The following is a 25947-nucleotide window of genomic DNA, read 5'->3' as shown; positions in this document are numbered from 1 at the left end:
GGACTATGCGCTCAGTATAGGAAGCACCCCACCGGCATCCGGCGAAGCACCCATCATAATAGAACGACCGTTCGTTTTTGTCAGTGTAACGAGGGACGCATTCGCAGATCAAGCCCTTTCAGCGAACCTGCCGCGCCGACGTGATAGATTGCTGTCCGCATTGGGGAGTAGCCGCCCGCCGCAGCAATCGGTGGGGCTTGCGTCAACACACTTGGCCGTCAACGTCGCACAGCGACAGACGGCCGTGGCGCCTGCAGCGATCGCCTGGCAAGACCGATGCATCACGTCCGCTGGCTGCGGGGTCGTGATGCGTCTTGGATTTGCCGCAGCCGCTTTGCCTACCCACGCATGTCAGCTTTCCTCCTCAGCACTGGACTGGTCGCCCTGGCCGAAATCGGCGACAAGACCCAGCTTCTTTCCCTCACTCTGGCTGCACGTTACCGCAGGCCGTGGCCAATCATCTTTGGCGTGCTTGTCGCCACGCTCCTGAACCATGGCGTTGCGGCCGCGCTCGGCGATGCGCTGGCGCATGTGCTGACACCGCGCATCCTCGACTGGGTGGTCGTGTTCTCCTTCCTGATCATGGGCTTGTGGATTCTGGTTCCCGACAAGGCCGATGAGGACGACAACATGCCGCGCGGCTTGGGCATTTTTGCCACCACGATCGTGGTGTTCTTTCTTGCGGAAATGGGCGACAAGACCCAGGTGGCCACAGTCGCACTGGCTGCGCGCTATCAGGAATGGTTCGCGGTGGTGGCGGGGACGACGCTAGGCATGATGCTGGCCAACGTTCCCGCAATCCTGTTCGGTCATCGTTTTGCGGACCGGCTGCCCACGCGCCTGGTGCATGGCATCGCTGCCCTGATTTTCGTCGTGATGGGCGCCTATTCCCTGCACAAGGCCCTCACTGCGTGAGGCCACGCGCATCGGGCGGCCGCAGGCTGCTGTCAATCGCCGTCGTGGTCAGGCTCTGGCCGGTGTGCGGCCCCGGTTGCGTCTGCCTGAGGCCGCGTCACAGCGGGCGGCGGATTGTCCCCCGCCCATTGCACCACCCGCTGCGGAAACGGAATCTCGATGCCGTGTGCCTTCAAGGTGTGCCAGATGGCGAGGTTGACCTGCCCGCGCACGCCCAGAGTGCCATTTTCGGGGTCGGCGATCCAGTAGCCCACGGTGATGTTGAGCGCGCTGTCGCCAAAGGCGTCGAGCACTGCACTCGGAGCCGGGCTGTGCAGAACGCGCGGGACGGACTGCGCCGCCTCCTTGATGAGCGCGAGCGCCTGTTCCACATCGGTGTCGTAGGACACGCCTACGGTGGTGGACAGCCACACGTTCGGATCGTTGTAGGAAAGATTCTCGATGCGATTGGCGATCAGCAGTTCATTGGGCACGATGGAGTCGGTCCCCCCCGCGCTGCGCACCAGGGTGTAGCGGGTCTTGATGTCGATGATCTGGCCCTGAAACGCTTCGACTCGCACGTTGTCGCCGACGCGCAGACTGCGCTCGAGCAGGATGACAAAGCCGGACACATAGTTGGCCGCGATTTTCTGCAGACCCAGCCCCAGTCCAACACCCAAGGCGCCGCCGAACACACTGAGCACGGTGAGGTCGATCCCAACCATCTGCAGCGCCGTGAGCACGGCGACGAGCAGCACCACCGAGCGCAGCAGCCGCGTGAACACCAGCCGCAGGCTGGCGTCCAGCGGCGATCGCATCAGGCGCGACTCCAGCAGCGACGAGACCCACAGCGCCAGCAGCAGCGTCACCGCGATCGAGGCCACCCCCTTGAGCAGCGTCCAGCCAGACAGGCGTTGTTTGCCCAGGGTGATGGACAGGGCGTCCAGCGCCTCGCGAATTTCGGGCAGGATGCCCGCCAGATGCAGCGCCAGAGTGATCCACAAGCCGGTGTTGACCACCCGCACCAAATAAGGGATGCCACTGTCCCTGGAGAACCGGTGCCGCGACACCGAAGCGGCCAGCCGCACGAGCAGCAGCACCCCGAGCACCGGCAACGCCAGCTTGAGCAGAGGCAGATTGAGCAGAATGTGCGACCCATGGCGCACCAGAACCAGGGCGAGCAGGGCAACAAACGGAAACCCCAGGCCGTAACGCCAGCTCGCCTGAAATGCCTCGCGCCAACTCGGCAACTTGCGCGCCTGTTTTTCAAGTGCAGTGCCCAGCAGCGCACCGAGCAGGACAACGCCCAGCAGAATGCCGGCCTGCAAGCGCAATTGCTCCGGGGTCTGGTGGTAGAACGCTTCGATCAGGGGAGATTCAATCAACATGCGCGCGACAGCAAATGAGCAGGCGGGCATGGTAGCCCGCAACATCCCCGGGCAGGCTTGGACAGATCAATGCAGGGGCGCGCTGGGTGACGGCACCGGCAAGGGCGCGGCCTGCTTTTGCGCTGCGCTCTGGCGTGCCTGCGCCGCCTGCTTGTCGGCATATGCCTTCTGCTTTGCAGCGTAGTCTGCCTGCGCCTGGGCTGCCTGTGCGGCACGCTGGGCCGGCGTCAGCGCGGCTTGCGGCGCGGGAGCGGCAAACAGCCGGGGCGCAGGCGGAGCGGTCCTGGGGCGGGGGGACGGCGGCACGGCTCCTTGCGCTGCATCCGCTGCGGCTTGCCGGGCACGCTCGGCGGCTTGCTTCTCACGCTGAGCCAGAGCGGCCGCGCGCGCCGCGCTCTGGCGCTCGGCCGGGGCACTGTCGGGCTGTCCAGCCTGCGCTGCGGCGATGTTGGCCTGCACCTGCCGCAGCTCGGCTTCGGCGGCGCGCATCCGCGCGCGCAGCGCGATCGCCTGCAAGTCGGCATCGATGGGCGCAAGCGCTTTGCGTTCCTGTTGACGCGAAGCATCCAGACAGTCATTGACAAAGAACCGGTGCATGCACGCGGCCTGCTCGGCCTGATGACGTGCCTGCACCTGGGCGCGCTGGGCTTGCAGCGCAAGCTGCTGCGCTGCGTCTTGTTCGGGTGTGGGCTGCTGCGCCGCAAAAACCGGGACCCGCGTGAAGCAGGCCGACACGGCGAGCGCGCACAGCAGACGCGTGGTGTCGCGCAAGGTCATACCAGTTCCGCCTCGCCTTGACGCCGGCCTGCGCGCAGGTAATCGGCACTCTGCATTTCATGCAGACGCGAGACCGTGCGGGTGAATTCATAATCCAGCGGGCCGTGCTCATAGAGCTGCTCCGGCGGGACCGCAGCAGAGAGGATGAGCTTGATGCGCCGGTCGTACAGCACGTCGATCAGCAGGGTGAAGCGACGCGCGGCGCTGGCCATGTCCTCGGTCATCCGTGGCACATCGGACAGCAGCACGGTATGGAAGCGGCTGGCGATTTCGAGGTAGTCGTTCTGGGAGCGCGCGGTTTCGCACAGCTCGTGAAAACTGAACCACACCACGCCGCCCGCGCGCTGCAGCGCCATCACCTCGCGTCCCTCGATGGTCAGCACCGGGTCTTCCTCGGCGCTCGACGCCATGCGCTCGAATGCCTGCTCCATGCGGGATTGCGCTTGCTCGCCCAGCGGTGTGATGTAGAGGTCGAGTTCGCACAGCGCCTGATGGCGATAGTCCACGCCGGAGTCGATTTTGACCACGTCCATTTTCTGTTTGATGAGCGCGATGGCGGGAAGGATGCGGTCGCGGTGCAGGCCGTCGGGGTAAAGGTCGTCAGGGTGAAAGTTGGAGGTCGCCACCATCTGCACGCCATTGTCGAACAGACCGCCAAGCAGCCGGTGCAGGATCATGGCATCGGTCACATCGCTGATGTGAAACTCGTCAAAGCAGATCAGCCGGAAGCGCCGCGCGATACGGCGCGACAGCTCCGTGAGGGGATCCACCGTGCCCTGCAGCAAGGCCATTTCCCGTTGCACTTCGCGCATGAACTCGTGAAAGTGCAGCCGGGTCTTGCGCAGCAGCGGCACGGTGACAAAGAACGCATCCATCAACATGGACTTGCCCCGCCCCACACCGCCATACAGATACACCCCGCGCGGCAGCTCCGGATGAATGAGCGCCCGGCGGATGGCGCTGGAGCGGCGCGACTTGTACTCGACCCATTCGTCGTAGCACTGCTGCAGGCGAGCCACCCCGGCCAGTTGGGCCGCGTCTGCGGTGAAGCCGCGTTCCTGCAGCGACTGCTCGACGTATTCGGTGACGTTCATGCGCGCCTCAGAAGTTCAGCGTGCGGCCTGCCACGCCAAGCGCCGCTTCCTTCAGCGACTCCGACAGGGTGGGATGTGCGTGGCAGATGCGCGCAATGTCCTCGCTCGACGCCTTGAACTCCATCGCCACCGCAGCCTCGGCAATCAGCTCCGACGCCATGGGGCCGATGATATGCACGCCGAGAATCTCGTCGGTCCTGGCATCGGCCAGCATTTTGACAAAGCCAGTGGTGTCGCCCAGGGCGCGCGCGCGCCCGTTGGCCATGAAGGGGAAACTGCCCACCTTGTAGTCGCGGCCGGCCGCCTTGAGCTGCTGCTCGGTCTGCCCGACCCAGGCGATTTCCGGCGTGGTGTAGATCACCCACGGCACGGTGTTGAAGTCCACATGCGGCTTCTGACCTGCGATGCGCTCGGCCACGGCACTGCCCTCTTCCTCGGCCTTGTGCGCCAGCATGGGCCCGCGCACCACGTCGCCCACGGCCCAGATGCCCGGCAGATTGGTGCGGCAGTCGGCGTCCACCGCAATGAAGCCCCGCGCATCCAGTGTCAGGCCCACGGCCTCGGCGCCCAGGCAATCGGTATTGGGCTTGCGCCCAACAGAGACGATGAGTTTGTCCACCTTGAGGATCTGCGCCACGCCCTTGTTGTCTGTCCACTCGACGGTCACGCCGGACTTGCCCGCTTTGGTCGCGGTGATTCTGGCCCCGAGATGAATGGTCAGTCCCTGCCTGGTGAACTGCTTGAGTGCCTCCCTGGCCACCTGTGCGTCGGCCGCAGCAAGAAACTCCGGCTGCGCTTCGAGCAGCGTGACCTGCGCACCCAGACGGCGCCAGACACTGCCCATCTCCAGCCCGATCACCCCGGCGCCGATCACGCCCAGCGTCTCGGGTACCGCGTCGATGGACAGCGCGCCGTCGTTGGAGAGCACCTGTTTCTCGTCGAACTCCAGCCCCGGCAGGCTGCGCGGCACCGAGCCGGTGGCGAGGAGGATCTGGTTGCCCACCAGCGTCTGCTCGCCGTCCTTGCCCGTCACCGCAACCTGCCAGCCCTCCGTGCCACTGCCGCCCTTGAGCGTGCCCATGCCATGAAAAAAGGTGACCTTGTTTTTCTTGAACAGGTAGAGGATGCCTTCGTTGTTCTGCTTGACCACCAGGGCCTTGCGCTGTTGCATGGTGGGCACGTCGATGGACAGGCCGCTGACGCCGATGCCATGGGCGGCAAAGGCATGCCCTGCCTGCTCGAAATGCTCGCTCGACTGCAGCAGGGCCTTGGACGGGATGCAGCCCACATTCGTACAGGTGCCGCCAGGCGCCGGACCGCCCTGGGCGTTGCGCCAGGCGTCGATGCAGGCGACCTTCATGCCGAGTTGGGCAGCGCGAATGGCCGCGATATAGCCGCCGGGTCCGGCGCCGAGAACGATGAGATCAAAAGCCGATGACATGATGAGTTTCCTTGCAGCAGCGCGGCGCGAGCGCGCCCTCGCCTGGGGTGCGTTGGGTCAGGACGGGAGCCGGATCAGAGATCGAGCAGCAGGCGCGCCGGGTCTTCCAGCGCCTCTTTCATGGCGACAAGCCCGAGCACGGCTTCGCGGCCGTCGATCAGACGGTGGTCGTAGCTGAGCGCCAGATAGTTCATCGGGCGGATGACGATCTGGCCATCCTCGACCACAGGCCTGTCCTTGGTGGCATGAATGCCCAGGATGGCCGACTGCGGCGGATTGATGATGGGTGTGGAGAGCATGGAGCCGAACACCCCGCCGTTGCTGATGGAAAAGGTGCCGCCGGTGAGTTCTTCGAGGGTGAGCTTGCCGTCGCGCGCCTTGGCGCCAAAGTCGGCAATCGCCTTCTCAATGTCGGCGAAGCTCATCTGATCGGCGTTGCGCAGGATGGGCACCACCAGACCGCGCGGGCTGCCCACGGCGATGCCGATGTCGAAGTACCCGTGATAGACGATGTCATTGCCATCGATGGACGCATTGAGCAACGGAAACTTGCGCAGCGCATGCACCGCAGCGCGCACGAAAAAGCTCATGAACCCGAGCTTCACCCCGTGCTGCTTCTCGAACTTGTCCTTGTACAGATTGCGCAGATCCATCACCGGCTTCATGTTCACTTCATTGAAGGTGGTGAGGATGGCGTTGGTCGCCTGCGACTGCAGCAGCCGCTCGGCGATCCGGGCGCGCAAGCGGCTCATGGGGACGCGCTGCTCGGGCCGGTCGGTGTAGGCGGCCAGATCGAGATCGGCGTCGACCGGCTGCAGTGCCGGAATGGTGAGGCTCGGCATGCCCGCCGCAGAGGCGGCTGGATTCGGCGCAATGACAGGTGCTGGCGCAGCCTGCGGCCGGGGCGCACCCGCTGCCTGCAGAGCGTCGGCCTTGGTGATGCGGCCGCCGCGTCCGGTGCCCGTCACATCGGCCGGATGGACGCCCTGCTCCGCCAGGATCTTCGCAGCGGCCGGCATTGCCACTGGCGTGCCGGTCGGTGCCGTGGCGGCGGCAGGCGGTGGCGCAACAGGCGCTGCGGCCGCCGCAGAGGCAACAGGCGCGACGGCCAGCGGGCTGGTCTGCGCCACGGCCTCGGTGTCGATCCGGGCGATGACTTCGTCACTGGTGACCGATGCCCCTTCGTCTTTCACGATCTGTGCCATGACGCCTGCGGCGGGCGAGGGCACTTCGAGCACGACCTTGTCGGTCTCGATTTCAATCAGGATGTCGTCTTGCGCGACGGCCTCGCCGGGCTTTTTCTTCCAGGTCAGCAAGGTGGCCTCGGCCACGGATTCGGAGAGTTGGGGAACTTTGATGTCGATCAGCGCCATGATGGAGTCCAGTGTCTTTTTGGGATGCGCGCAATGGCTTGCCTGCGCGATGAGTGAACGGTTGTCTGAGGATCGTCGTGGAAACGGCCGGGCGGGCACGAAACCTGCCCGGCGTTGCATCAGCGGGTCAGCACGAAACCCTTGAGCTTGCCGAATGCCGCAGCCAGCAAATCCTTTTGCTGCTCCGCATGTTTGGCGTAATAGCCTACCGCGGTGGATGCGGAAGCCGCCCGCCCGGCATAGCCGAGCTTCTGGCCCTCGAGCATGTTTTCGTGGATGTGGTGCTGCACGAAAAACCAGGCGCCCTGATTCTGCGGCTCGTCCTGACACCAGACGATGTCGCGCGCATTGGGATAGCGCTTGACCTCGGCAGCGAAGGCCTTGTGCGGAAAGGGATAGAGCTGTTCCAGACGGATGATGGCCACATCGTCGATCTTGCGCTCCGCACGCGCCGCAATCAGGTCGTAGTACACCCGCCCTGTGCAGGCAATGACGCGCTTGACCTTGCTGGCCTCGATGTCCTCGGCTTCGGGCAGCACCACTTCAAAGCGGCTGTTCGCCAGATCCGACAGCGGCGACTTGGCCTGCGGGTGCCGCAGCAGCGACTTGGGCGTCATGATGATGAGGGGCTTGCGGAACGGCCGCAGCATCTGCCGGCGCAGCAGGTGGAAAATCTGCGCAGGATTGGTGGGCTGGCAGACCTGCATGTTCGTTTCGGCGCAGAGCTGCAGATAGCGCTCCAGCCGCGCCGACGAGTGCTCCGGCCCCTGCCCTTCGTAGCCGTGCGGCAGCATGAGGGTGAGGCCGGAGGCACGGCCCCATTTCACTTCGCCCGCCGAGATGAACTGATCGATCAGCACCTGCGCGCCATTGGCAAAGTCGCCGAACTGCGCCTCCCAGATGACCAGGGTGCGCGGATCGGCAGTGGAGTAGCCGTACTCGAAACCCAGCACCGCCTCCTCCGACAGAATGGAGTCGATGACAACGAACGGTGCCTGCCCCTCCGCCACGTTCTGCAAGGGGATGTAGGTGCCCACATCCCACTTTTCACGGCTCTGGTCGTGCAGCACGCTGTGGCGGTGGCTGAAGGTGCCGCGGCCGCTGTCCTCACCGGACAGACGCACCGGAAAACCGTTGGACACCAGCGAGGCGAAGGCCATGTGCTCGCCCATGCCCCAATCGAGCGGCATGTCGCCGCGGCCCATTTTCGCGCGGTCGGCAATCACCTTTTCCACCAGCGGGTGCAGCTTGAAATCTGGCGGAACGGTGGTGATGCGTTCGGCCAGGCGCTTGAGCTCGGTCAAGGGCAAGGCGGTATCGGCGTTGTCCGTCCAGCGGCGGTTGAGATACGGAGTCCAGTCGACCGCATACTTGCTCTTGTAGTTGGTCAGCACTGGCTCCAGACTGACCCCGGATTCCATCTCGGCGCGGAAGGCGTGCATCATCTGCTCGGCATCCGCCGCAGTGATCACGCCCTGACTGACCAGGCGATCGGCGTAGACCTTGCGCGTGCCCGGGTGCGCAGCGATCTTCTTGTACATCAGCGGCTGGGTGACGGCCGGGGTGTCCTGCTCGTTGTGGCCCAGCTTGCGAAAGCACACGATGTCCACCACCACGTCGTGATGGAACTGCTTGCGGTAGTCCAGTGCCAGACTGGTGGCGAAGGCCACGCTCTCGGGGTCGTCGCCGTTCACGTGCAGGATGGGCGCCTCGATCATTTTCGCCACGTCGGTGCAGTACAGCGTGGAGCGGGCATCGCGCGGATCGGAGGTGGTGAAGCCGATCTGGTTGTTGATGACGATGTGCACCGTGCCGCCCGTGGTGTAGCCGCGCGTCTGTGCCAGCGCCAGGGTTTCCATCACCACGCCCTGCCCGGCAAAGGACGCATCGCCGTGCACCAGCACAGGCAGCACGGTTTCGCCCCTCGGGTCGCCGCGGCGGTCGATCCGCGCACGGGTCGATCCCTCGACCACCGGATTGACGATTTCCAGATGCGACGGATTGAACGCCAGGCTCAGATGCACCGGGCCGCCAGGCGTGGACACGTCACTGGAAAAACCCTGGTGATATTTCACATCGCCCGATGGCAGGTCGTCGGCATGCTTGCCCTCGAACTCGTCGAACAAATCCTGCGGACGTTTGCCCAGGGTGTTCACCAGCACGTTCAGCCGCCCGCGGTGTGCCATGCCGATGACCAGCTCCTGGATTCCCAGCGTACCCGCGCGCTGCACCAGCGTGTCCATCGAGACAATGAAGCTCTCGCCGCCCTCGAGCGAAAACCGCTTCTGCCCGACATACTTGGTGGCCAGATAACGTTCCAGCCCTTCGGCCGCGGTCAACCGTTCGAGCAGATGTCTTTTCGCATCGGCATCGACATCCGGGCGGGTTCGGGTGGACTCCAGCCGTTGCTGCCACCAGCGCTTCTGATCCTGATCGCTGATGTACATGAACTCCGCGCCGATCGAGCCGCAATAGGTCTCGTGCAGGTTGTTGAGCAGCTCGCGCAGCGACAGGTTTTCGCGGTCGAAAAAGGTGTTGCTGACGTTGAACACCGTTTCCAGATCGGCGTCGGTGAAGCCGTAGAACGAAGGCTCCAGATCGGGAATGTTCGGTCGTTCGGTGCGCTTGAGCGGATCGAGGTCGGCCCAGCGCACCCCCACATTGCGGTAGGCGGCAATCAGTTGCTGCGCCGCGACGCGCTTGCGCGCCAATTCGCCATCGGCAACGGCCTGCAGGGTGCGGATCGGGCCGGATTTGGCGCGTTCTGCAAAGGCGGACACCACCGGTGCATGCGGCACGTCGCGGGCATTGCTGCCATCGAGCGCCGGCACATGCTGCAGCGCGTCGAAATACTCGCGCCAATGATCGGGAACCGAGCCGGGATTGGAGAGGTAGCTCTCGTACATCTCTTCGACATACGGGGCATTGCCGCCAAACAGATAGGAGTTGGCTTTGAATTTCTGCATCAACATATGCGCTCACAGTCTGCCGGGTACCCCGGCGCTCAGTGGGAAAACATCCTTCCGCGGCTCGGGCTGCCCGATTGGCGGATTGCGGCGGCTTCAGAAGGGCCTGAGCAGCACTCTAGCACGCAGAATTGATGCAGCGCAAAAGAATCTTGTAAGGCAGTTTTGCCGACACTGCGATCGCGCCGGTGCGCTCACAGCCCGGCAGCGGCATCCTGCTGCGCCTGCAGCGCTCGGCGCATGACGGCAATCTGCCGCTCGAACGCCTCGCGATCGTGCAGATAATCACGCAGCGGCACGATCAGACACAACTCCGGGCGCAACGTGCCGAACTGGCGACTTTGGCCGTAGCCTTCGATGCAGAAAAAGTAACGCAGGGCATCTTGCGCGTCTTTCGCCTGCGGAATGAAGAACAGGTGATCGCTGTCGCCGTAGTGCAAGACAAAGTCGATCGGCGCGTCCATCTTCAGCCTCCCCGCAGATGTGCTGCCAGCCATACCAGGCCGACGAACACCGGCTGGTGCAACAGGTAAACCCTCAGCGGCCAGCGCCCGAGAAACGACAGCGGCCTGACCACAGGCAGATGCCGCAGTGGGCGAAATTCCACCCGCTCCAGCAGCCAGCCCATCCCGGCGCCGATCCACAGCACCCCGATCCAGGGCAGCAGCGGCGCGTAGTCTTCGGTGATGGGTTTTTGCGTGATCAGCCCAGTCCAGTTCCACCACGGCGGGTTGAAAAACGCATGGCCCCAGAGCTGCGGCGCGGCAATCGCCACGGGCGCGAGCAGCAGAACCCAGGCGCGCAAGTGGCGGAACACCAGGCGGTGCAGCAACAGCATTGCCGCGATGCCCTGCAGAATGCCGAAATAGATGAAACTGTGCGGAAACGCGGCGTAGCTGCCGGCGGTGACCAGCAGCGAGGCGCCTGCGATCTGCGCCCAGCGCGTCCAGAACTGCCGTGCGGAGCGGCCGCTGAGATCGGTGAAGGTCTGTGTCAGCCCGGCGGTGAACACGAACAGGCTGACGATGGCGATGCGTTGGTCCAGCCACCACGGGCTGGTGTAGAAATCGGTATGGATGAAGCCGAACCAGTTCAGGTCGAAGCTGAAGTGAAACGCCATCATCCAGACGATGGCCAACCCGCGCAGGGTATCGACCCCACCGTAGCGCTGAGCCCCCACGGTCGGGCTCCGCCCTCCCTGCCCCCCGAGGGGGCTGCCGCCACCTTGAGGCGGCTCAGCGGTGAACACACGCGCCCCCACGGTCGGGCTCCGCCCTCCCTGCCCCCCGAGGGGGCTGCCGCCACCTTGAGGCGGCTCAGCGGTGGCGGCGCGGGCCTCCTTGCGCTGCTCAGCCACACCACACCCGCGCGTTGCGGAACATGCGCATCCACGGGCTGTCCTCGCCCTGCCCCGGCGCGGTCCAGCTCATCTGCACACTGCGGAACACCCGCTCGGGATGCGGCATCAGCGCGGTGAAACGGCCGTCTGGCGTGGTGACCGCGGTGATGCCGTCGGGGCTGCCGTTGGGGTTGAACGGATAGCGTTCGGTGGGCTTGCCGTGATGATCGACAAAGCGCATCGCCACCTGCAACAAAGCAGCGTCGCCCTGCTGCGAAAAGTCGGCCCGGCCTTCGCCGTGCGCGACCGCAATCGGCGCGCGGCTGCCGGTCATGCCCTGGAAAAAGATCGACGGCGAGTCGGTCACTTCCACCAGCGACAGCCGTGCCTCGAACTGCTCGGAGCGGTTGCGGGTGAAGCGCGGCCAGGCGCGGGCGCCCGGAATCATCGGCGCGAGCGCGGCCAGCATCTGGCAGCCGTTGCACACCCCCAGCGCGAAGGTGTCGGCGCGGCCGAAGAACCGTGCGAACTGGTCGGCCAGCTCCGGGTTGAACAGGATGGAACGCGCCCAGCCTTCTCCGGCGCCGAGCACGTCGCCATAGCTGAAGCCGCCGCAGGCGACGACGCCGCGGAAGTCGGCCAGCCGCGCACGTCCCGCCATCAGGTCGCTCATGTGCACGTCCACCGCATCGAATCCGGCGCGGTGCATCGCATACGCCATCTCGAGCTGCGAGTTGACGCCTTGTTCGCGCAGGATGGCCACCTGCGGCCGCGCGCCGTTGGCGATGAACGGCGCAGCAATGTCTTGCTGCGGATCGAAGGTCAAATGCAGATGCAGCCCGGGATCGTCGGCATCGGCCAGTGCGTCATGCTCGGCCTGCGCGCATGTGGGGTTGTCGCGCAGCTGGGCGATGCGCCAGGACACGCTGTCCCAGGTTTGCTGCAACTGCATGCGGGCAGCGGAGTAGACGCACTGCGTGTCGCGCCAGATCTCGATGACCTCACGGTCGTTGACCGAGCCGATGACGTGGATGTGCGCGGACAGGCCGTGCTGCCGCAGGGTCTGCAGCACCGCGTCGCGCTGCGCTGCCGCAACCTGCAGCACGACGCCGGGCTCCTCGTTGAACAGCGCCTTGAGCGTCTGCGCATGGCGCCGCGGGCCGACCTGCTTGGCCCAGTCCTTGGCATCGCCCCAGTCGTCGGCTTCGCCGCCGTCCATCGTGAGAATGTCGAGGTTCAGACTCACGCCACAATGTCCGGCGAAGGCCATTTCGCAAACTGCGGCCCACAGCCCACCATCGGACCGGTCGTGATAGGCCCACACCTGCCCGGCAGCGCGCAGCGCGGCCAGCGCCGCTGCGAAGGATGTCAGCAATTGCGGGCTGTCGAGATCGGGCGTGCGGTCGCCGATCGCGCCCAGGGTCTGCGCCAGAATGCTGGCGCCCATGCGCTTCTTTCCCTGGCCAAGATCGACCAGAATGAGGCTGCTCGGCGCATCAAGGCGCAGTTGCGGCGTGAGCGTGCCGCGCACGTCCGTCAGGGTGGCGAAGGCCGAGACCACCAGCGATACCGGCGCGGTCACGCTGCGCGGCTGCCCGTCCTGCTCCCAGCGGGTGTGCATCGACAGCGAGTCCTTGCCCACCGGCACGGCAATGCCCAGGTCCGGGCAGAGCTCGATGCCGATGGCATGCACCGCGTCGTACAGCGCTGCGTCCTGCCCTGGCTGTCCGGCGGCGGCCATCCAGTTGCACGACAGCTTGATGTCACCGAGCCGTTGCACCGGCGCGGCCAGCAGGTTGAGCACCGCTTCGCAGACCGCCAGCCGGCTCGATGCGGCGGGATCGAGCACCGCGACCGGCGCGCGTTCGGCCACGCTCATCGCCTCGCCGCGGTAGCCGGCGTAATCGGCCAAGGTCACGGCGCAATCGGCCACGGGCACCTGCCATGGGCCGACCATTGGGTCGCGGTGGCTCAGACCGCCGACGGTGCGGTCGCCGATGGTGATGAGAAAGCGCTTGCTCGCCACGGTGGGGTGGCGCAGCACGGCGTCGCAGGCCTGCGCGAGATCGACCGTGCTCAGATCCAGTGCCTCGCCCCGCACCGGCAAACGCTGTGCCTGCCGGTGCAGCCGCGGCGGCTTGCCCAGCAGCACTTCCAGCGGCAAGTCCACTGGACGGGCCTGGTCGGGCTGATCGGCGTGCAACGCATCTTCGACGATCAGGGTCTGTTCCTGCGTCGCCACGCCGACCACGGCGAACGGGCAGCGCTCACGGGCGCACAGCGCGGCAAACGCCTCGCGCTGCTCGGGAGCAATTGCCAGAACGTAGCGCTCCTGGCTTTCGTTGCTCCATATTTCACGCGGACTCAGGCCAGATTCCTCAAGCGGGACATCACGCAACTGGAACACCGCACCGCGTCCCGCGCCCTCCACCAATTCCGGAAAGGCGTTCGACAGCCCACCGGCGCCCACGTCGTGGATCGACAAAATGGGATTGGCCTCGCCCAGCGCACAGCAGGCGTTGATCACTTCCTGCGCGCGGCGCTGGATTTCCGGATTGCCGCGCTGCACCGAATCGAAGTCCAGATGCGCGGCGTTGCTGCCGGTGGCGAGGCTGGAGGCCGCGCCGCCGCCCAGGCCGATGCGCATGCCCGGCCCGCCAAGCTGCACCAGCAGCGTGCCGGCAGGGAACTGCTGCTTGTGGGTCAGACGGGCGTCGATCGAGCCCAGCCCGCCGGCGAGCATGATGGGCTTGTGATAGCCCCAGACCCTGCCGTCCACCGGTTGCTCGAACACGCGAAAATAGCCCGCCAGATTGGGCCGGCCGAATTCGTTGTTGAAGGCGGCGCCGCCCAGCGGGCCGTCGAGCATGATCTGCAAGGGGCTGGCGATGTGCCCGGGTCTGCCCAATTCTGCCGTGGCCGCCTCCCACGGTTCGGCCGCGCCGGGCAGCCGCAGGTTGGACACCGAGAACCCGGTAAGCCCGGCCTTGGGGCGCGAACCGCGACCGGTGGCACCCTCATCGCGGATTTCACCGCCTGCCCCCGTGGCCGCGCCGGGAAAGGGCGAGATGGCCGTGGGGTGGTTGTGTGTTTCCACCTTCATCAGCACATGCCGGAGCGCCTGCTGCGCGCCGTAGCGATGGGTGGCCGGATCGGGCTGCCACGCCTGCACCATGCCGCCTTCCATCACCGAGGCGTTGTCGGAGTAGGCCACCACCGTGCCCTGCGGCGCGCGCGCGTGGGTGTTGCGGATCATCTGGAACAGGGTGTGCGGCTGATCGACGCCGTCGATGGTGAAGCGGGCGTTGAAAATCTTGTGGCGGCAATGTTCGCTGTTGGCCTGCGCGAACATCATCAGCTCGACATCGGTGGGATTGCGCGCCAGCTTGCGATAGGCGTCGAGCAGATAGTCGATCTCGTCGTCCGACAACGCCAAGCCCTGCTCCACATTGGCGCGCGCCAGCGCCGCGCGCCCAGCGTCTGCGCTACCCGAGAGCACATCGACATGCTGCAGCGGCTGCGGCGGCAGTTCGGCGAACAGGCGCTGCAGTTCGTCGCGCTGGAACCCCACCGATTCTGTCATGCGGTCGTGCAGCAGCACGGCAAGCTGACGCAACGCGTCTTCGCTCAGCGGCTTGGCTGCACGCAGCAGGCCGCTGTCGAGCTCCAGGCGGTATTCCACCGCGCGTTCCACGCGGTGCACCGGCGCGCCGCACAGCCGGGCGATATCGGTGGCCTTGGAGGCCCACGGCGAAATCGTGCCCAGCCGGGGCATGACCAGCAGCGCCTGCCCCGCCGTCGGTCCGGTGTAGGGATCGCCGTAGCGCAGCAGGCCGTCCAGCTTGTCGCGAAGCGCCGCATCGGGGGCGGTGTCCAGCGCCACGGCGTGCAGGAACCGGGCATGGAGGCGGCGCACACGCGGCGCAAGCTCCGGAAACGACTGGCGCAACCGCGCCAGCAGCGCGTCCTGACGGAAGGCAGACAAGGCGCTGGCGCCTTCGAAAATAAGGATGTGCATGCAGGAACCCTGGACGGGTGGGCGAAGGTGGGGGACAGCGGCAAATTATAGGAAGCACACACTCCGGCCTTGCGCACCCCGTGCGGTCGCAGGGCACGACCACAGATTGCGGCAGTGAGATAATTGCATCATGAGCATCACCATCAAAACCCCTGAAGAGATCGAGAAAATGCGCGTGGCCGGGCGACTGGCCTCTGAACTGCTCGACTACCTCACCCCGCATGTTCAGCCCGGCGTGACCACCAAGGCGATCGACAAGCTGGCCTTTGATTACATCACCCAGGTGCAGCAGGCCATTCCCGCCCCGCTGAATTACGCGCCGCCGGGCTACACGCCCTACCCCGCCTCCATCTGCACTTCGGTCAACAACGTCATCTGTCACGGCATTCCGAACGACAAGCCGCTCAAGAGCGGCGATGTGGTGAACATCGACGTCACCGTGATCAAGGACGGATTTCACGGCGACTGCAGCCGCATGTTCAGCATCGGCACCGTGCCCAAGCACGTGCAACGGCTGGTGGACATCACCTTCGAGGCCATGTGGCACGGGATCGCGCTGGTCAAGCCCGGCGCGCGCCTGGGCGACATCGGCCATGTCATCCAGACCTTCGCCGAGAACGCGGGTTACAGCATCGTGCGCGAGTTCTGCGGGCACGGCATTGGCCGCAACTTTCACGAAGACCCGCAGGTGCTGCACTACGGCAAGGCCGGCACGGGCGAGGTGCTGCGCGAGGGCATGACCTTCACCATCGAGCCGATGATCAACGCAGGCCGCCGCGACATCCGCGAAATGTCCGACGGCTGGACCATCGTCACCAAGGACCGCTCGCTGTCGGCGCAGTGGGAACACACCGTGCTGGTCACGCCCTCGGGCTTCGAGGTGCTGACCACATCGGCCGGCTGCCAGGCGCCGCCGGCTTTCGTGCGCCAGGCTGCAGTGGCCGCCTGAGCCTGCGCCCTCAGCGCACGCGCGCCGTCACGCATATTTTCCACCCCGTCGCGCGTCCATGCCCCTCGCTCTCGCCAACCGTCCCGACAACGCGGCTCAAGTTTCCGCGATCGCCGAGATCCGTCAGAACTGGAAATCCGGGCGCGCGGCCCTGCTCGACACCTATACCCGCAATCCGCGTCTGATCGCTCCGCTGCTGCACGGCCTCACCCGCCTTGCCGACAGCACGCTGCAGGCGCTGTGGACGGCGACCGGTGTGCCGCAGCACGCCGCGCTGATGGCGGTGGGCGGCTTTGGCCGCGGCGAGCTGTTCCCGCACTCGGACATCGACCTGCTGCTGTTGCTGCCCGAGGCGCAGGGCAGCGACGCGGCCACCGACGCAGCGGCCGAGCGTTTCATCACTGCCTGCTGGGACTGCGGCCTGGAGATCGGTGCCAGCGTGCGCACGCCCAAGGCCTGCATCGACGAGGCTGCCAAGGACATCACCGTCCAGACTGCATTGCTGGAGTCGCGCGTCCTGTGTGGCAACCGCGCACTGGCGCAGACCATGCAGGCCAGTTTCTTTGCGCATCTCGATGCCCGCGCCTTTTTTCAGGCCAAGATGCGCGAGCAACAGCAGCGCCACATCAAGTTCGAGGACACCCCCTACGCGCTCGAACCGAATTGCAAGGAAAGCCCGGGTGGGCTGCGCGATCTGCAGGTGCTGCTGTGGGTGGCGCACGCCAGCGGCTTTGGGCGCACCTGGAAGGAACTCGCGGCCAGCGGGATCATCAACGCAAATGTCGTGCGGCAGATCCAGCGCAACGAGACCGTGATCAAGCGCATTCGCGCCCATCTGCACATTCTGGCCGGGCGGCGCGAAGACCGTCTGGTGTTCGATCAGCAATCGGCCGTGGCCAAGGTGCTGGGGTTTACCGCCACGCCAACCAAGCGCGCGGGCGAGTTGCTGATGCAGCGCTACTACTGGGCGGCCAAGGCCATCGAGCAGATCAACCAGATCGTGCTGCTCGACATCGAAGGCAGGTTGTGGCCGCAGTCCGTGGCACAGGCCCAGCCGCTGATCGGTATCGACGGCGTGCAAGACGGCCGTTACCTGCTGCGCGACGGCATGATCGAGCCGGCCGACCCCAACCTGTTCCAGCGTGAACCCTGGGCGCTGCTGGAAATCTTTGCGGCCTTTCAGCGTGCTCCAGGTGCGCGCGGCCTGTCGCCCAATGCACTGCGCGCCATCTACCTGGCGCGCAACCGCATGGACGGCGCCTTTCGCCACGATCCGCGCAGCCGTGCGCAGTTTCTGCGCATCCTGCAATCGCCGCAGGGCATTGTTCACGCCCTGCGGCTGATGAACCGCACCAGCGTGCTGGGTCGCTATCTGTGGGCGTTTCGCCGCATCGTCGGACAAATGCAGCACGACCTGTTCCACGTCTATACCGTCGACCAGCACATCCTGATGGTGGTGCGCAACATGCGCCGCTTTTTCATGCCCGAACATGCGCATGAATATCCGCTGTGCTCGCAGCTGGCGGCCAATTTCGATCCGCCCTGGGTCCTCATCCTGGCCGCGCTGTTCCACGACATCGCCAAGGGCCGCGGCGGTGACCACTCCGACCTCGGCGCCATCGAGACCCGCAAATTCTGCAAGGCCCACGGCATCGGCGCCGAGCACACCGAGCTGGCCGTCTTTCTGGTGCGCGAGCATCTGCAGATGTCGCGCGTGGCGCAGAAGGAAGATTTGAGCGACCCGGATGTCATTGCCGCATTCGCCCGGCGTGTGGGCGACGAGCGCCACCTCGTCGCTCTTTATCTGCTCACCGTGGCCGACATCCGCGGCACCAGCCCCAGGGTCTGGAACGCGTGGAAGGGCAAGCTGCTGGAAAACCTCTACCGCGCCACCCTGCGTGCACTGGGTGGGCAGACGCCGCAGCCGCATGCCGAGCTGCAGCTCCGCCAGCAGGAAGCGCAGCGCATCCTCAATCTTTACGCCCTGCCGGACGGCGCGCAAAAGCCGCTCTGGGACACACTCGACATGGGCTACTTCCTGCGCAACGATCCGCAGGACATCGCCTGGCACACGCGCAAGCTCTATGCCCGCGTCGCCAGTGAAACGCCGGTGGTGAGCGCCCGCCTGGCGCCCGAGGGCGAAGGGCTTGAAGTGCTGGTCTACGCGCCCGATCAGCCCGATCTGTTCGCCCGCATCTGCGGCTATTTCGATAGCCAGAATTTCAACATTCTGGACGCCAAGATCCATACCACCAACAACGGCTGGGCACTCGACAGCTTTGTCGTGGTCTCGCCGCATACCAAGGTGCATGACCGCGCGATGATCGGTGTGATCGAAACCTCGCTGCTCGAGGCCCTGCGCAGCACTGCGCCGTTGCCCGTCCCGCACCACGGGCGCCTGTCCCGCCGGGTGCGCAATTTCCCGGTCAGTCCGCGCGTTAGCCTGCGCCCGGACGAACGCGGTCAGCGCTGGATCTTGAGCATCACCGCACATGACCGCGCCGGATTGCTGTTCGGCATCGCCCAAGTACTGGCCCGGCACCGCATCGATCTGCAACTGGCGAAGGTCACCACGCTCGGCGAGCGCGTGGAAGACACTTTTCTCGTCTCCGGTCCCGGCCTGGGCGACGCCAGGGTCCAGAATGCCATCGAAAGCGAGTTGCTGCAGGCCATTTCCGATTGACCGCACGCCCGACGCCGCGCTCGTGAAACAATCCAGCCTTGGGAATTTTTACCGGCGCGCCGCCTCCCAGTAAAACGCCGTGGCGCTCCACCTCGACACCTCATCCCACTGACATCTTGAAACTCCTGTTCGATTTTTTCCCCATCATCCTGTTTTTCATCGTGTTCAAGCTGGCGGGCATTTACGCCGCGACGGCGGTGACCATCGCCGCCACCTTTGCCCAGATCGGCTGGGTGTGGTTCAGGCATCGCAAGGTCGAACCCATGTTGTGGATGAGCCTGGGCGTGGTGGTGGTGTTCGGTGGCGCCACCCTTCTTTTCCACAACGACACCTTCATCAAATGGAAGCCCACCGTGCTGTACTGGCTGTTTGCCGCCATCCTGTCGGGCGCGCAACTGCTGCAGGGCAAGAACCTGATGCGCGCGCTCATGGGCAAGCAAATGCAGTTGCCTGACGCCATCTGGACCAAGGTGAACTGGTCATGGGTTGCCTTCTTCGCGTTGATGGGCGTGCTCAATATTGCGATTGCCTACAACTTCTCCACCGATCTCTGGGTGGATTTCAAGCTGTTCGGCAGCCTGATCCTGACCCTGGTCTTTGTCGTCGGGCAGTCCCTGCTGCTGTCCCGACACATGAAGCTCGACGACAGCCTCTGATGTCCGCTCCGCCCCTGTCCCGCGCCGCGCGCATTCACGCCCTGCTGCTGCAGGCGCTTGAACCCGAAGTGCTCGACGTGACCGACGACTCCGCTGCCCACGCCGGACATGGCGGTTTCGACGCGCAGGGCAGCCATTTTCGGGTGCGCATCGTCAGCGCGCGCTTTGCCGGGCTGAGCCGTCTGGCGCGCCATCGCCTCGTGTATGATGCCCTGGCTTCGATGATGCACCGCGACATCCATGCGCTGGTGCTCGATTGCCAGGCCCCCGAAGATCCTTTGACCGCCAGTTCCCCTTGAGGACTGAGGCCCCGGTCTGGCAGGTTGTCCCCTCCCCCTTCTGGATGATTCCATGCTGAAACTCTCCCGCATTCTGGCTGCCACCGCGTTGAGCTGTGCGTTTGCCGCCCCCGTCTGGGCACAAAACATTGCCACGGTGAATGGCAAGCCCATTCCCCAATCCCTGGCCGACTCGGTTGCCAGCAGCATGGCCAAGCAACAGGGCCAGCCGGTCACACCTCAGCTCAAGGACATGGTCAAGAACGAATTGATCAGCCGCGAAGTGATGGTGCAGGAAGCCGACAAGCTCGGCCTGGATAAAGAGCCCGCCGTGCAGGATGAAATCCGCATCGCGCGCCAGAACATCCTGATCCGCTCCCTGTTCAACGCCTACCTGCAAAAGCATCCCATCACCGACGCGCAGATCAAGGCCAAGTACGACGAATTCGCCAAATCCTTCGGCACCACCGAATACAAGGCGCAGCACATCCTGGTGCCGAGCGAAAAGGAAGCGCAGGACATCATCGCCCAGCTCAAGAAAGGCGCCAAGTTCTCCGAACTCGCCAAGAAAGACTCCAAGGACACCGGCAGCGCGGCCAATGGCGGCGATCTGGGCTGGTCGTCCCCCGCCAACTACGTGCCGCCCTTCGCCAAGGCCCTCGAAGCCCTGAAACCCGGCCAGTACACCCAGACCCCGGTGCAGAGCCAGTTCGGCTGGCACATCATCAAGCTCGACGCCACCCGCCCGGCCAAGCCGCCCACCCTGGAGCAGCTCAAGCCGCAGATCCAGGCCGAACTGCAGCGCGAAGAAATCACCAAATACCAGAACGAACTGCGCGCCAAGGCCAAGATCAGCGAGTGAGCTGATCCGCATTCAGGACGGTTCGCCGCTGCAAAACGCCCGCCATCGCGGGCGTCTTCTTTGAGCAGGCCACGCTGAAAAACGTCGCGAGGATGGCCAGATGCAAGGCGCACGCAGCGCAGCGACCGCGACATAACAAAATAGACAGGCGAGGGAGCGAGCACCGCGAAACGCCGCAGATCGCCCGCCGCAGTCGTTTTTCAACGGACTGCGAGACACCTGCGCAGGTGGATTGCCGCTCAGGCCGGGTTTTCTCCCGCGTGCACGATCAGCACCGGCACGGTGCTGCGCTGCGCCACGCCCTCGGCGACGCTGCCCAGAATCATGCGGCGCACGCCGCTGCGGCCGTGACTGCCGATGACGATGAGATCGGCGCCCCACCGCCGTGCCTCGGACAGAATGGCATCTGCCACGCGCGGCATGGCCTGCGAGGTTTCAACCACTGCGGAACTCACATCCTGACCGGGCGCTTGCGCCTTGTTGACCCAGGTGTCGAGCAACAGCCGGGCATCGTTGCCCATGACGGTGAGCAGCTCCGGCGCAGAGGCCATCAGACCGTGCGCCTCGATGACCACGACAAAGCGGATGGCTGCCGCCTGATCGTGCGCCAGCGCCGTGGCCTGCGCGGCAGCGGTTTGCGCGGTCTGGCTGGCATCGATGGGAACCAGGATTTTTTTGTAAGTGGACATGATGGGCGGTAGGAATCGGGATGGTTGCGGGAAGAACTGGAGCGCACAACTCAGATGCCAAGCATCTGATCCTTGGCCTTGAAGTAGTGGCGGGCATGCGCGACCAGTTGGCCATCGCTCGGATGGTCGGCCGATTCGATGCCCAGCACATGCTCGGCCACCGCGGGGTCGTGGCGCTGCAGATGCTTGAACAGCGCCAGCTTGGCCTGTCCCGGCCCGGTAATCAGGATCTCGGGGACCGAGGCCAGCGCTTCGGCGACTGCGTGGTAGTAATGCTGGTCCTCGGGCGCCTTGCCGCTGCCGATGGTGCCGCTCATGATGTGCAGATGCGGATGCTCCTTGGGCATGATGATGGATTTTTCGATATCCGCGGTGTCGATGAACAGCACGCGCGCTTGCGAATGATCGACCCAGACGATGGCATGACGGTGTGACATGATGAACCTCCCAGTGAAAGATGAAAAACAACAAAATGCCCGCACCCATCAGGCGCCGGCGGAATGGTGGGGTTTGAACACGCGCTGCTTGAGCAGGCGCAGGAAATCGCGGTGACGCGGCGCTGTATGGTCGAGATGCTGGTGCACCAGCCGCTTGGCCCAGTCGGTCAGCAAAGACCACGCGATGGAATAGACCCAGATGATCGCGATCTCGCCCCAGGAAATCGGCGTGATCAGCCCGAGGCCCCAGGCGCATAGCAGCGTGGCCGCGACCTTGGTGAGAACCGCAGACCACACCATGATCGGCGCCGGATACGGCTTTTGCCAATACTTGCCCTTGGTGCGCGAGACGAACAGCGTCAAGTGCCCGGCCACCGCCATTTTCAGAAAGATGTAAGTCTGCACCTTGGCGATCGGCAGGTGCAGCCAGTCGAGCGCAAGCGCGAGCATCAGAAAGCTGCCTGCGGTGCCTGTCAGACCCATCACGGTCGCGACGGTGAGCACCCGCCGCATGTCCCAGCGCACCGGCTGCGGGTCGACTGCGGTGCGGTCGTAAGCGATGGTCATGATCGGCACGTCGTTGAAAAACGCCAGCAGGATGATCATCACCGCGGTAATCGGGTAGAAGTTGTAGATCAGCATCGCCAGCACGACGAACACCATGATGCGGATGGTCTCCGTGATGCGGTAGATGGCGTAGCTGTTCATGCGCTCGAAAATGCGCCGCGCCTCCTCCACCGCCTTGACGATGGTCGACAGTCCCGGCGCGGTGAGGATGAGCGCGGCGGCCGCGCGCGCCGCGTCTGTCGCGCCAGAGACCGCGATGCCCACGTCCGCCTGCTTGAGCGCCGGGGCATCGTTGACGCCGTCGCCCGTCATCGCCACCCGGTGCCCGGCCTCCTGCAGCGCCTTGACGATGCCGTACTTGTGCTCAGGGAACACCTCGGCAAAGCCGTCGGCGGCGTCGATGCGATCGGCCAGCGTCACGCCCGGCGGCTGCGTGGCCGCGCCGAACACTGCGCCAGCAGCGAGGATGTTGCGACCGATGCCGAGCTGCTCGCCGATTTCCCGCGCGATCGCGACGTTGTCGCCGGTCACCATTTTCACGGCCAGGCCATGCGCGCGCGCGTCGGCAATGGTCTGCTTGGAGTCGGGTCGCGGCGGGTCGAACAGCGACAGCAGGCCGTCGAGCTGCCAGGCGCCCTCGTCCAGCCTGCTTGCCACACCGAGGGTGCGCAGACCCTTGGCTGCTTGAGCCTCGATCCAGGCCTTGGCCTTGCCGCGGGCGGTGGCGTCGACCTGGTACAGGTCGAGAATGACTTGCGGCGCGCCTTTGGTGGCAGCGAACTTCTGACCTTGCGCGGTCGTCCAGCGGCCTTCGCTGCGCTTGCCTACCGGGTCGAAGGGTATGAAGCCCGCTGCGGTATAGCCCGCAGGCAGCGCGTTGCCGGGCAGCGCCGCATACACCGCCTGGTCGATGGCGTCGCCATTGTCGGACTGGCTGGCGAGAGCGGCGTGCAGGTTCAGCGTGGCCGCATCGGGCGCAGCGACCAGCAGCGGCTCGCCGAGGGTGAGCTTGTTTTGCGTGAGCGTGCCGGTCTTGTCCGAACACAACACATCCACCGCAGCCAGCTCCTCGATCGACTCCAGCCGCGAGACGATGGCCTTTTCCCTCGACAGCGCCAGCGCCCCAAGCGCCATGGTCACTGACAGCACCGCGGGCATGGCCACGGGAATCGAGGCCACCGTGAGGATGAGGGCGAACTGCAGCAGTTCGATCCACGGTAGTCCGCGCTGCAACTCGACCAGCACCAAAATGACCACCAGCCCCAGGCTGACGTAGATGAGATAGTCGCCGATGTTCAACACCGCCTTCTGGAAGTGCGACACGGCGCCAGCTTTCTGCACCAACTGCGCGGTCTTGCCCAGATAGGTGTTCACACCCGTGGCATAGACCACGCCGACCATCTCGCCCTGCTTGGCGATCGAGCCGGAATACACCACCTCGCCCACCCTGCGGCTGACCGGCAACGACTCGCCGGTCAGCGCCGATTGATCGACGCTGAGATAGTCGCCTTCGAGCAGTTTGATGTCCGCGGGCAGGATGTCGCCCAGGCGCACGCGCACGATGTCGCCCGGCACGAGCTGCGCGGTGTCGATCTGCAGCCACTGGCCGCCGCGTCTGACGCGGCACTTGAGCGCAAGCTGCTTCTTGAGAGCATCGAGCGCACTGCTCGCCTTGTATTCCTGCCAGAAACCGATGCCCGCGTTGAACAGCAGCAGCAGGGCGATGATGGTGAAGTCCGGCCAATGCCGCACCAGCGCCGACAGCAGCGCGGCCCCTTCGATCATCCACGGAATCGGCCCCCAAAAGTCATGCGCCAGACGCATGAACAGGCTGATGTGCTGCTCCGGCAGACTGTTGGGGCCGCCCTGCGCCAGGCGCTGCGCAGCTTCGCTTGCGGTCAGGCCGTTCGCTGTGCTGTGCAGGGTTTGCAGCAGCACCTCCGGCGCCATTGCGGCAACCGATTTCGCATCGGGTATGGGCGGTGCCTGGTTCATGTCGTTTCCTCCGGATGCGCCGCCAGCAGCGCGGCCTGCGCGTGGCGGGTGGGCAGACGCTGGGTTTGATGCTGTTCCAGCGTGAGGCCCTGGCCGTACATGCTGAACATCCAGGTAGTGAGCAGGCCCAGCATGCTGATGACGACCATCAGCGCCAGCACCGCGGGCACGCCGAAAACAGACTTGACCAGCGGCAGGGCAAACACGCCCAGCGTCGCCCCGACCTTGGCCACTGCCGCGGCGAAGCCGGACCCGGTGGCGCGCAACTGGGTGGGGTAGAGCTCGGTGGGCAGGATGTAGGTGGTGCTGTTCGGCCCCATGTTCATGAGCAGGTTGAACACCACGAAACCAGCAAAGACCAGCGGAAGATGCGCGGCTGAATCGCCGGGCAGTGTCGTGCTCAGCCACAGCAGCGCCATGCCCAGTGCCATGCCGGCAAAGCCGACGAGTTGCATGCGGATGCGGCCAAAGCGGCTCACTGCCCACAGGCCGAGCACAAAGCCCATCAGCAGGAACAGGTCGATCAGCCCAGTGCCACGGGCCAATGCCGCCACCTGCGGCACCAGCGGCAGATCGTGGCGCGTGAAGTGCATCTCGGCAAGCAGCACCGCGGTGAACAAGCCCACGCCGTAGGTCGCGATGTCCATCAAAAACCAGGGCACAGTGCTCAGCAGGGTGCTGCGCAGATACTCCGGCCGGAACAGCATGGCGTAACCAGGCGGCTTGGCCGTCTGCGGCACACGGGCCACATAGTGCACCGTGTCGCCCAAGCGTGAAGCCATGCGTTCGAGCTGGCGACGGTCTGACGGCACGAACCGTTCCAGCGTGTGCACCGCCTCGCGGTTGCGGCCCTGCCCCATCAGCCAGCGCGGGCTCTCGGGCAAGTTCAGCCGGCCCAGCAGGAACAGCAGCGCGGCCAGCATCTCCGTGGCGAAGAACCAGCGCCAGACCGACTGTTGGGGAGAAAGATGCAGCAGGGCCAGAGACAGCAGTGCGGCGAGCAGCAAGCCCACCGACTGGCAGGCGATGGTCGCCACCATCATGCGGCTGCGCTTTTGATGCGGCATGCATTCGGCCACATAGCTGCCGCTGACCGGAAAGTCCATGCCGATGCCCACGCCGACCACACACTGCGCCGCGATCAAGCCCCAGGCGCTCCAGGTCAGCGCGCTGAAGGCTGCAGCCGCGGCCAGCAAGGCCATGTCGAGCAGAAAGACGGATTTGCGGCCGATGCGGTCTGCCAGACGCCCCCCGGAAGCCGCGCCCAGGATGGCTCCTGCCACCAGCGCGGCACCGAGCAGGCCGGTCTGCAGTGGCGACAGCCCCAGGTTCTGCGTGAGCAGCGGAATGGCCATGCCGAGCATGAACACCGAGAGGCCATCGATCAGGGTGCCGCCGCTGGACAGCGCCCAGGCCAGATAGTGCGGCAGGCGCATGGGGGCGTCGTCGAGCAGCGCAATGATCTGCGCATGGTCGGGATGGACGGCGCCCGCTGCCGGGCTGCCGCTTGTCGCTGGAACGGAGGCCACCATGTTCCCGTT

At 65.2% G+C, this 25947-nt stretch carries 19 protein-coding genes and 1 riboswitch; of the genes, 6 read left to right on the top strand and 13 right to left on the bottom strand.

The features are described from left to right. Positions 1 to 150 precede the first annotated feature (150 nt). Positions 151 to 340: riboswitch (yybP-ykoY riboswitch) on the top strand. Positions 341 to 348: 8 nt separating this feature from the next. Continuing rightward, positions 349 to 915: a TMEM165/GDT1 family protein gene (locus tag AC1ZQA_RS07785; protein WP_482679221.1), complete on the top strand. Its 567-nt coding sequence runs from the start codon at positions 349 to 351 to the stop codon at positions 913 to 915. A 32-nt stretch (positions 916 to 947) separates the two neighbouring features. Here AC1ZQA_RS07785 and AC1ZQA_RS07780 read toward each other — a convergent pair whose 3' ends face one another. The 9 genes from AC1ZQA_RS07780 to purL all read right to left on the bottom strand — a co-directional run bounded on the left by AC1ZQA_RS07780 (position 948) and on the right by purL (position 15290). After that, positions 948 to 2282, bottom strand: coding sequence for a mechanosensitive ion channel family protein (locus AC1ZQA_RS07780; RefSeq protein WP_482679220.1), 1335 nt, complete (start codon positions 2280 to 2282; stop codon positions 948 to 950). A 66-nt stretch (positions 2283 to 2348) separates the two neighbouring features. Beyond that, complete coding sequence (locus AC1ZQA_RS07775) at positions 2349 to 3059, bottom strand: hypothetical protein (protein WP_482679219.1); 711 nt, start codon at positions 3057 to 3059, stop codon at positions 2349 to 2351. Continuing rightward, positions 3056 to 4153 (bottom strand): cell division protein ZapE, encoded by a 1098-nt coding sequence (zapE, locus tag AC1ZQA_RS07770; RefSeq protein WP_482679218.1) that lies wholly within the window; start codon positions 4151 to 4153, stop codon positions 3056 to 3058. The genes AC1ZQA_RS07775 and zapE overlap by 4 nt, the downstream gene beginning before the upstream one ends. Before the next feature lie 7 nt (positions 4154 to 4160). Then, the gene (gene lpdA, locus AC1ZQA_RS07765) at positions 4161 to 5594 is read right to left on the bottom strand and encodes a dihydrolipoyl dehydrogenase (RefSeq protein ID WP_482679217.1); all 1434 of its coding nucleotides are present in this window, start codon (positions 5592 to 5594) and stop codon (positions 4161 to 4163) included. A 74-nt stretch (positions 5595 to 5668) separates the two neighbouring features. Beyond that, positions 5669 to 6967, bottom strand: coding sequence for a 2-oxoglutarate dehydrogenase complex dihydrolipoyllysine-residue succinyltransferase (gene odhB, locus AC1ZQA_RS07760; RefSeq protein ID WP_482679216.1), 1299 nt, complete (start codon positions 6965 to 6967; stop codon positions 5669 to 5671). A 119-nt stretch (positions 6968 to 7086) separates the two neighbouring features. Beyond that, positions 7087 to 9939 carry a 2-oxoglutarate dehydrogenase E1 component gene (locus AC1ZQA_RS07755; RefSeq protein ID WP_482679215.1) on the bottom strand — a complete coding sequence of 951 codons (2853 nt, stop codon included), beginning with the start codon at positions 9937 to 9939 and terminating at the stop codon, positions 7087 to 7089. Positions 9940 to 10127: 188 nt separating this feature from the next. Then, on the bottom strand, positions 10128 to 10397 hold the full coding sequence (locus AC1ZQA_RS07750; RefSeq protein ID WP_482679214.1) for a hypothetical protein: 270 nt from the start codon (positions 10395 to 10397) through the stop codon (positions 10128 to 10130). Between the two features lie 2 nt (positions 10398 to 10399). After that, a complete protein-coding gene (locus AC1ZQA_RS07745; protein ID WP_482679213.1) occupies positions 10400 to 11113 on the bottom strand; it encodes an acetyltransferase domain-containing protein in 714 nt (237 codons plus the stop codon). Positions 11114 to 11282: 169 nt separating this feature from the next. Next, complete coding sequence (gene purL, locus AC1ZQA_RS07740; protein WP_482679212.1) at positions 11283 to 15290, bottom strand: phosphoribosylformylglycinamidine synthase; 4008 nt, start codon at positions 15288 to 15290, stop codon at positions 11283 to 11285. 130 nt (positions 15291 to 15420) lie between these two features. Between purL and map the strand changes: the two genes are divergently transcribed. The 5 genes from map to AC1ZQA_RS07715 all read left to right on the top strand — a co-directional run bounded on the left by map (position 15421) and on the right by AC1ZQA_RS07715 (position 20718). Next, entirely contained in the window at positions 15421 to 16239 is an 819-nt protein-coding gene (gene map, locus AC1ZQA_RS07735) for a type I methionyl aminopeptidase (protein ID WP_482679211.1), read from the top strand. 58 nt (positions 16240 to 16297) lie between these two features. Beyond that, the gene (locus AC1ZQA_RS07730; RefSeq protein WP_482679210.1) at positions 16298 to 18922 is read left to right on the top strand and encodes a [protein-PII] uridylyltransferase; all 2625 of its coding nucleotides are present in this window, start codon (positions 16298 to 16300) and stop codon (positions 18920 to 18922) included. A gap of 116 nt (positions 18923 to 19038) precedes the next feature. Further along, positions 19039 to 19578, top strand: a complete 540-nt coding sequence (locus tag AC1ZQA_RS07725) for a septation protein A (protein ID WP_482679209.1) — start codon at positions 19039 to 19041, stop codon at positions 19576 to 19578. Continuing rightward, on the top strand, positions 19578 to 19877 hold the full coding sequence (locus tag AC1ZQA_RS07720) for a BolA family protein (protein WP_482679208.1): 300 nt from the start codon (positions 19578 to 19580) through the stop codon (positions 19875 to 19877). The genes AC1ZQA_RS07725 and AC1ZQA_RS07720 overlap by 1 nt, the downstream gene beginning before the upstream one ends. Positions 19878 to 19929: 52 nt before the next feature. After that, positions 19930 to 20718: a peptidylprolyl isomerase gene (locus AC1ZQA_RS07715; RefSeq protein WP_482679207.1), complete on the top strand. Its 789-nt coding sequence runs from the start codon at positions 19930 to 19932 to the stop codon at positions 20716 to 20718. A 239-nt stretch (positions 20719 to 20957) separates the two neighbouring features. On the opposite strand, the gene AC1ZQA_RS07710 is transcribed toward AC1ZQA_RS07715, so the two are convergent. The 4 genes from AC1ZQA_RS07710 to AC1ZQA_RS07695 are packed head-to-tail and all read right to left on the bottom strand — an operon-like array spanning position 20958 to position 25938. Continuing rightward, positions 20958 to 21407: a universal stress protein gene (locus AC1ZQA_RS07710; protein ID WP_482679206.1), complete on the bottom strand. Its 450-nt coding sequence runs from the start codon at positions 21405 to 21407 to the stop codon at positions 20958 to 20960. Between the two features lie 50 nt (positions 21408 to 21457). Beyond that, on the bottom strand, positions 21458 to 21844 hold the full coding sequence (locus AC1ZQA_RS07705) for a translational machinery protein (RefSeq protein ID WP_482679205.1): 387 nt from the start codon (positions 21842 to 21844) through the stop codon (positions 21458 to 21460). Between the two features lie 48 nt (positions 21845 to 21892). After that, complete coding sequence (locus AC1ZQA_RS07700; protein ID WP_482679204.1) at positions 21893 to 24406, bottom strand: plasma-membrane proton-efflux P-type ATPase; 2514 nt, start codon at positions 24404 to 24406, stop codon at positions 21893 to 21895. Then, positions 24403 to 25938, bottom strand: coding sequence for an MFS transporter (locus AC1ZQA_RS07695; RefSeq protein WP_482679203.1), 1536 nt, complete (start codon positions 25936 to 25938; stop codon positions 24403 to 24405). The genes AC1ZQA_RS07700 and AC1ZQA_RS07695 overlap by 4 nt, the downstream gene beginning before the upstream one ends. Positions 25939 to 25947 lie beyond the last annotated feature (9 nt).

The organism is Thiomonas sp. DCM-2, from assembly GCF_056820905.1.
This window is presented reverse-complemented; position numbering and strand designations above follow the sequence as displayed.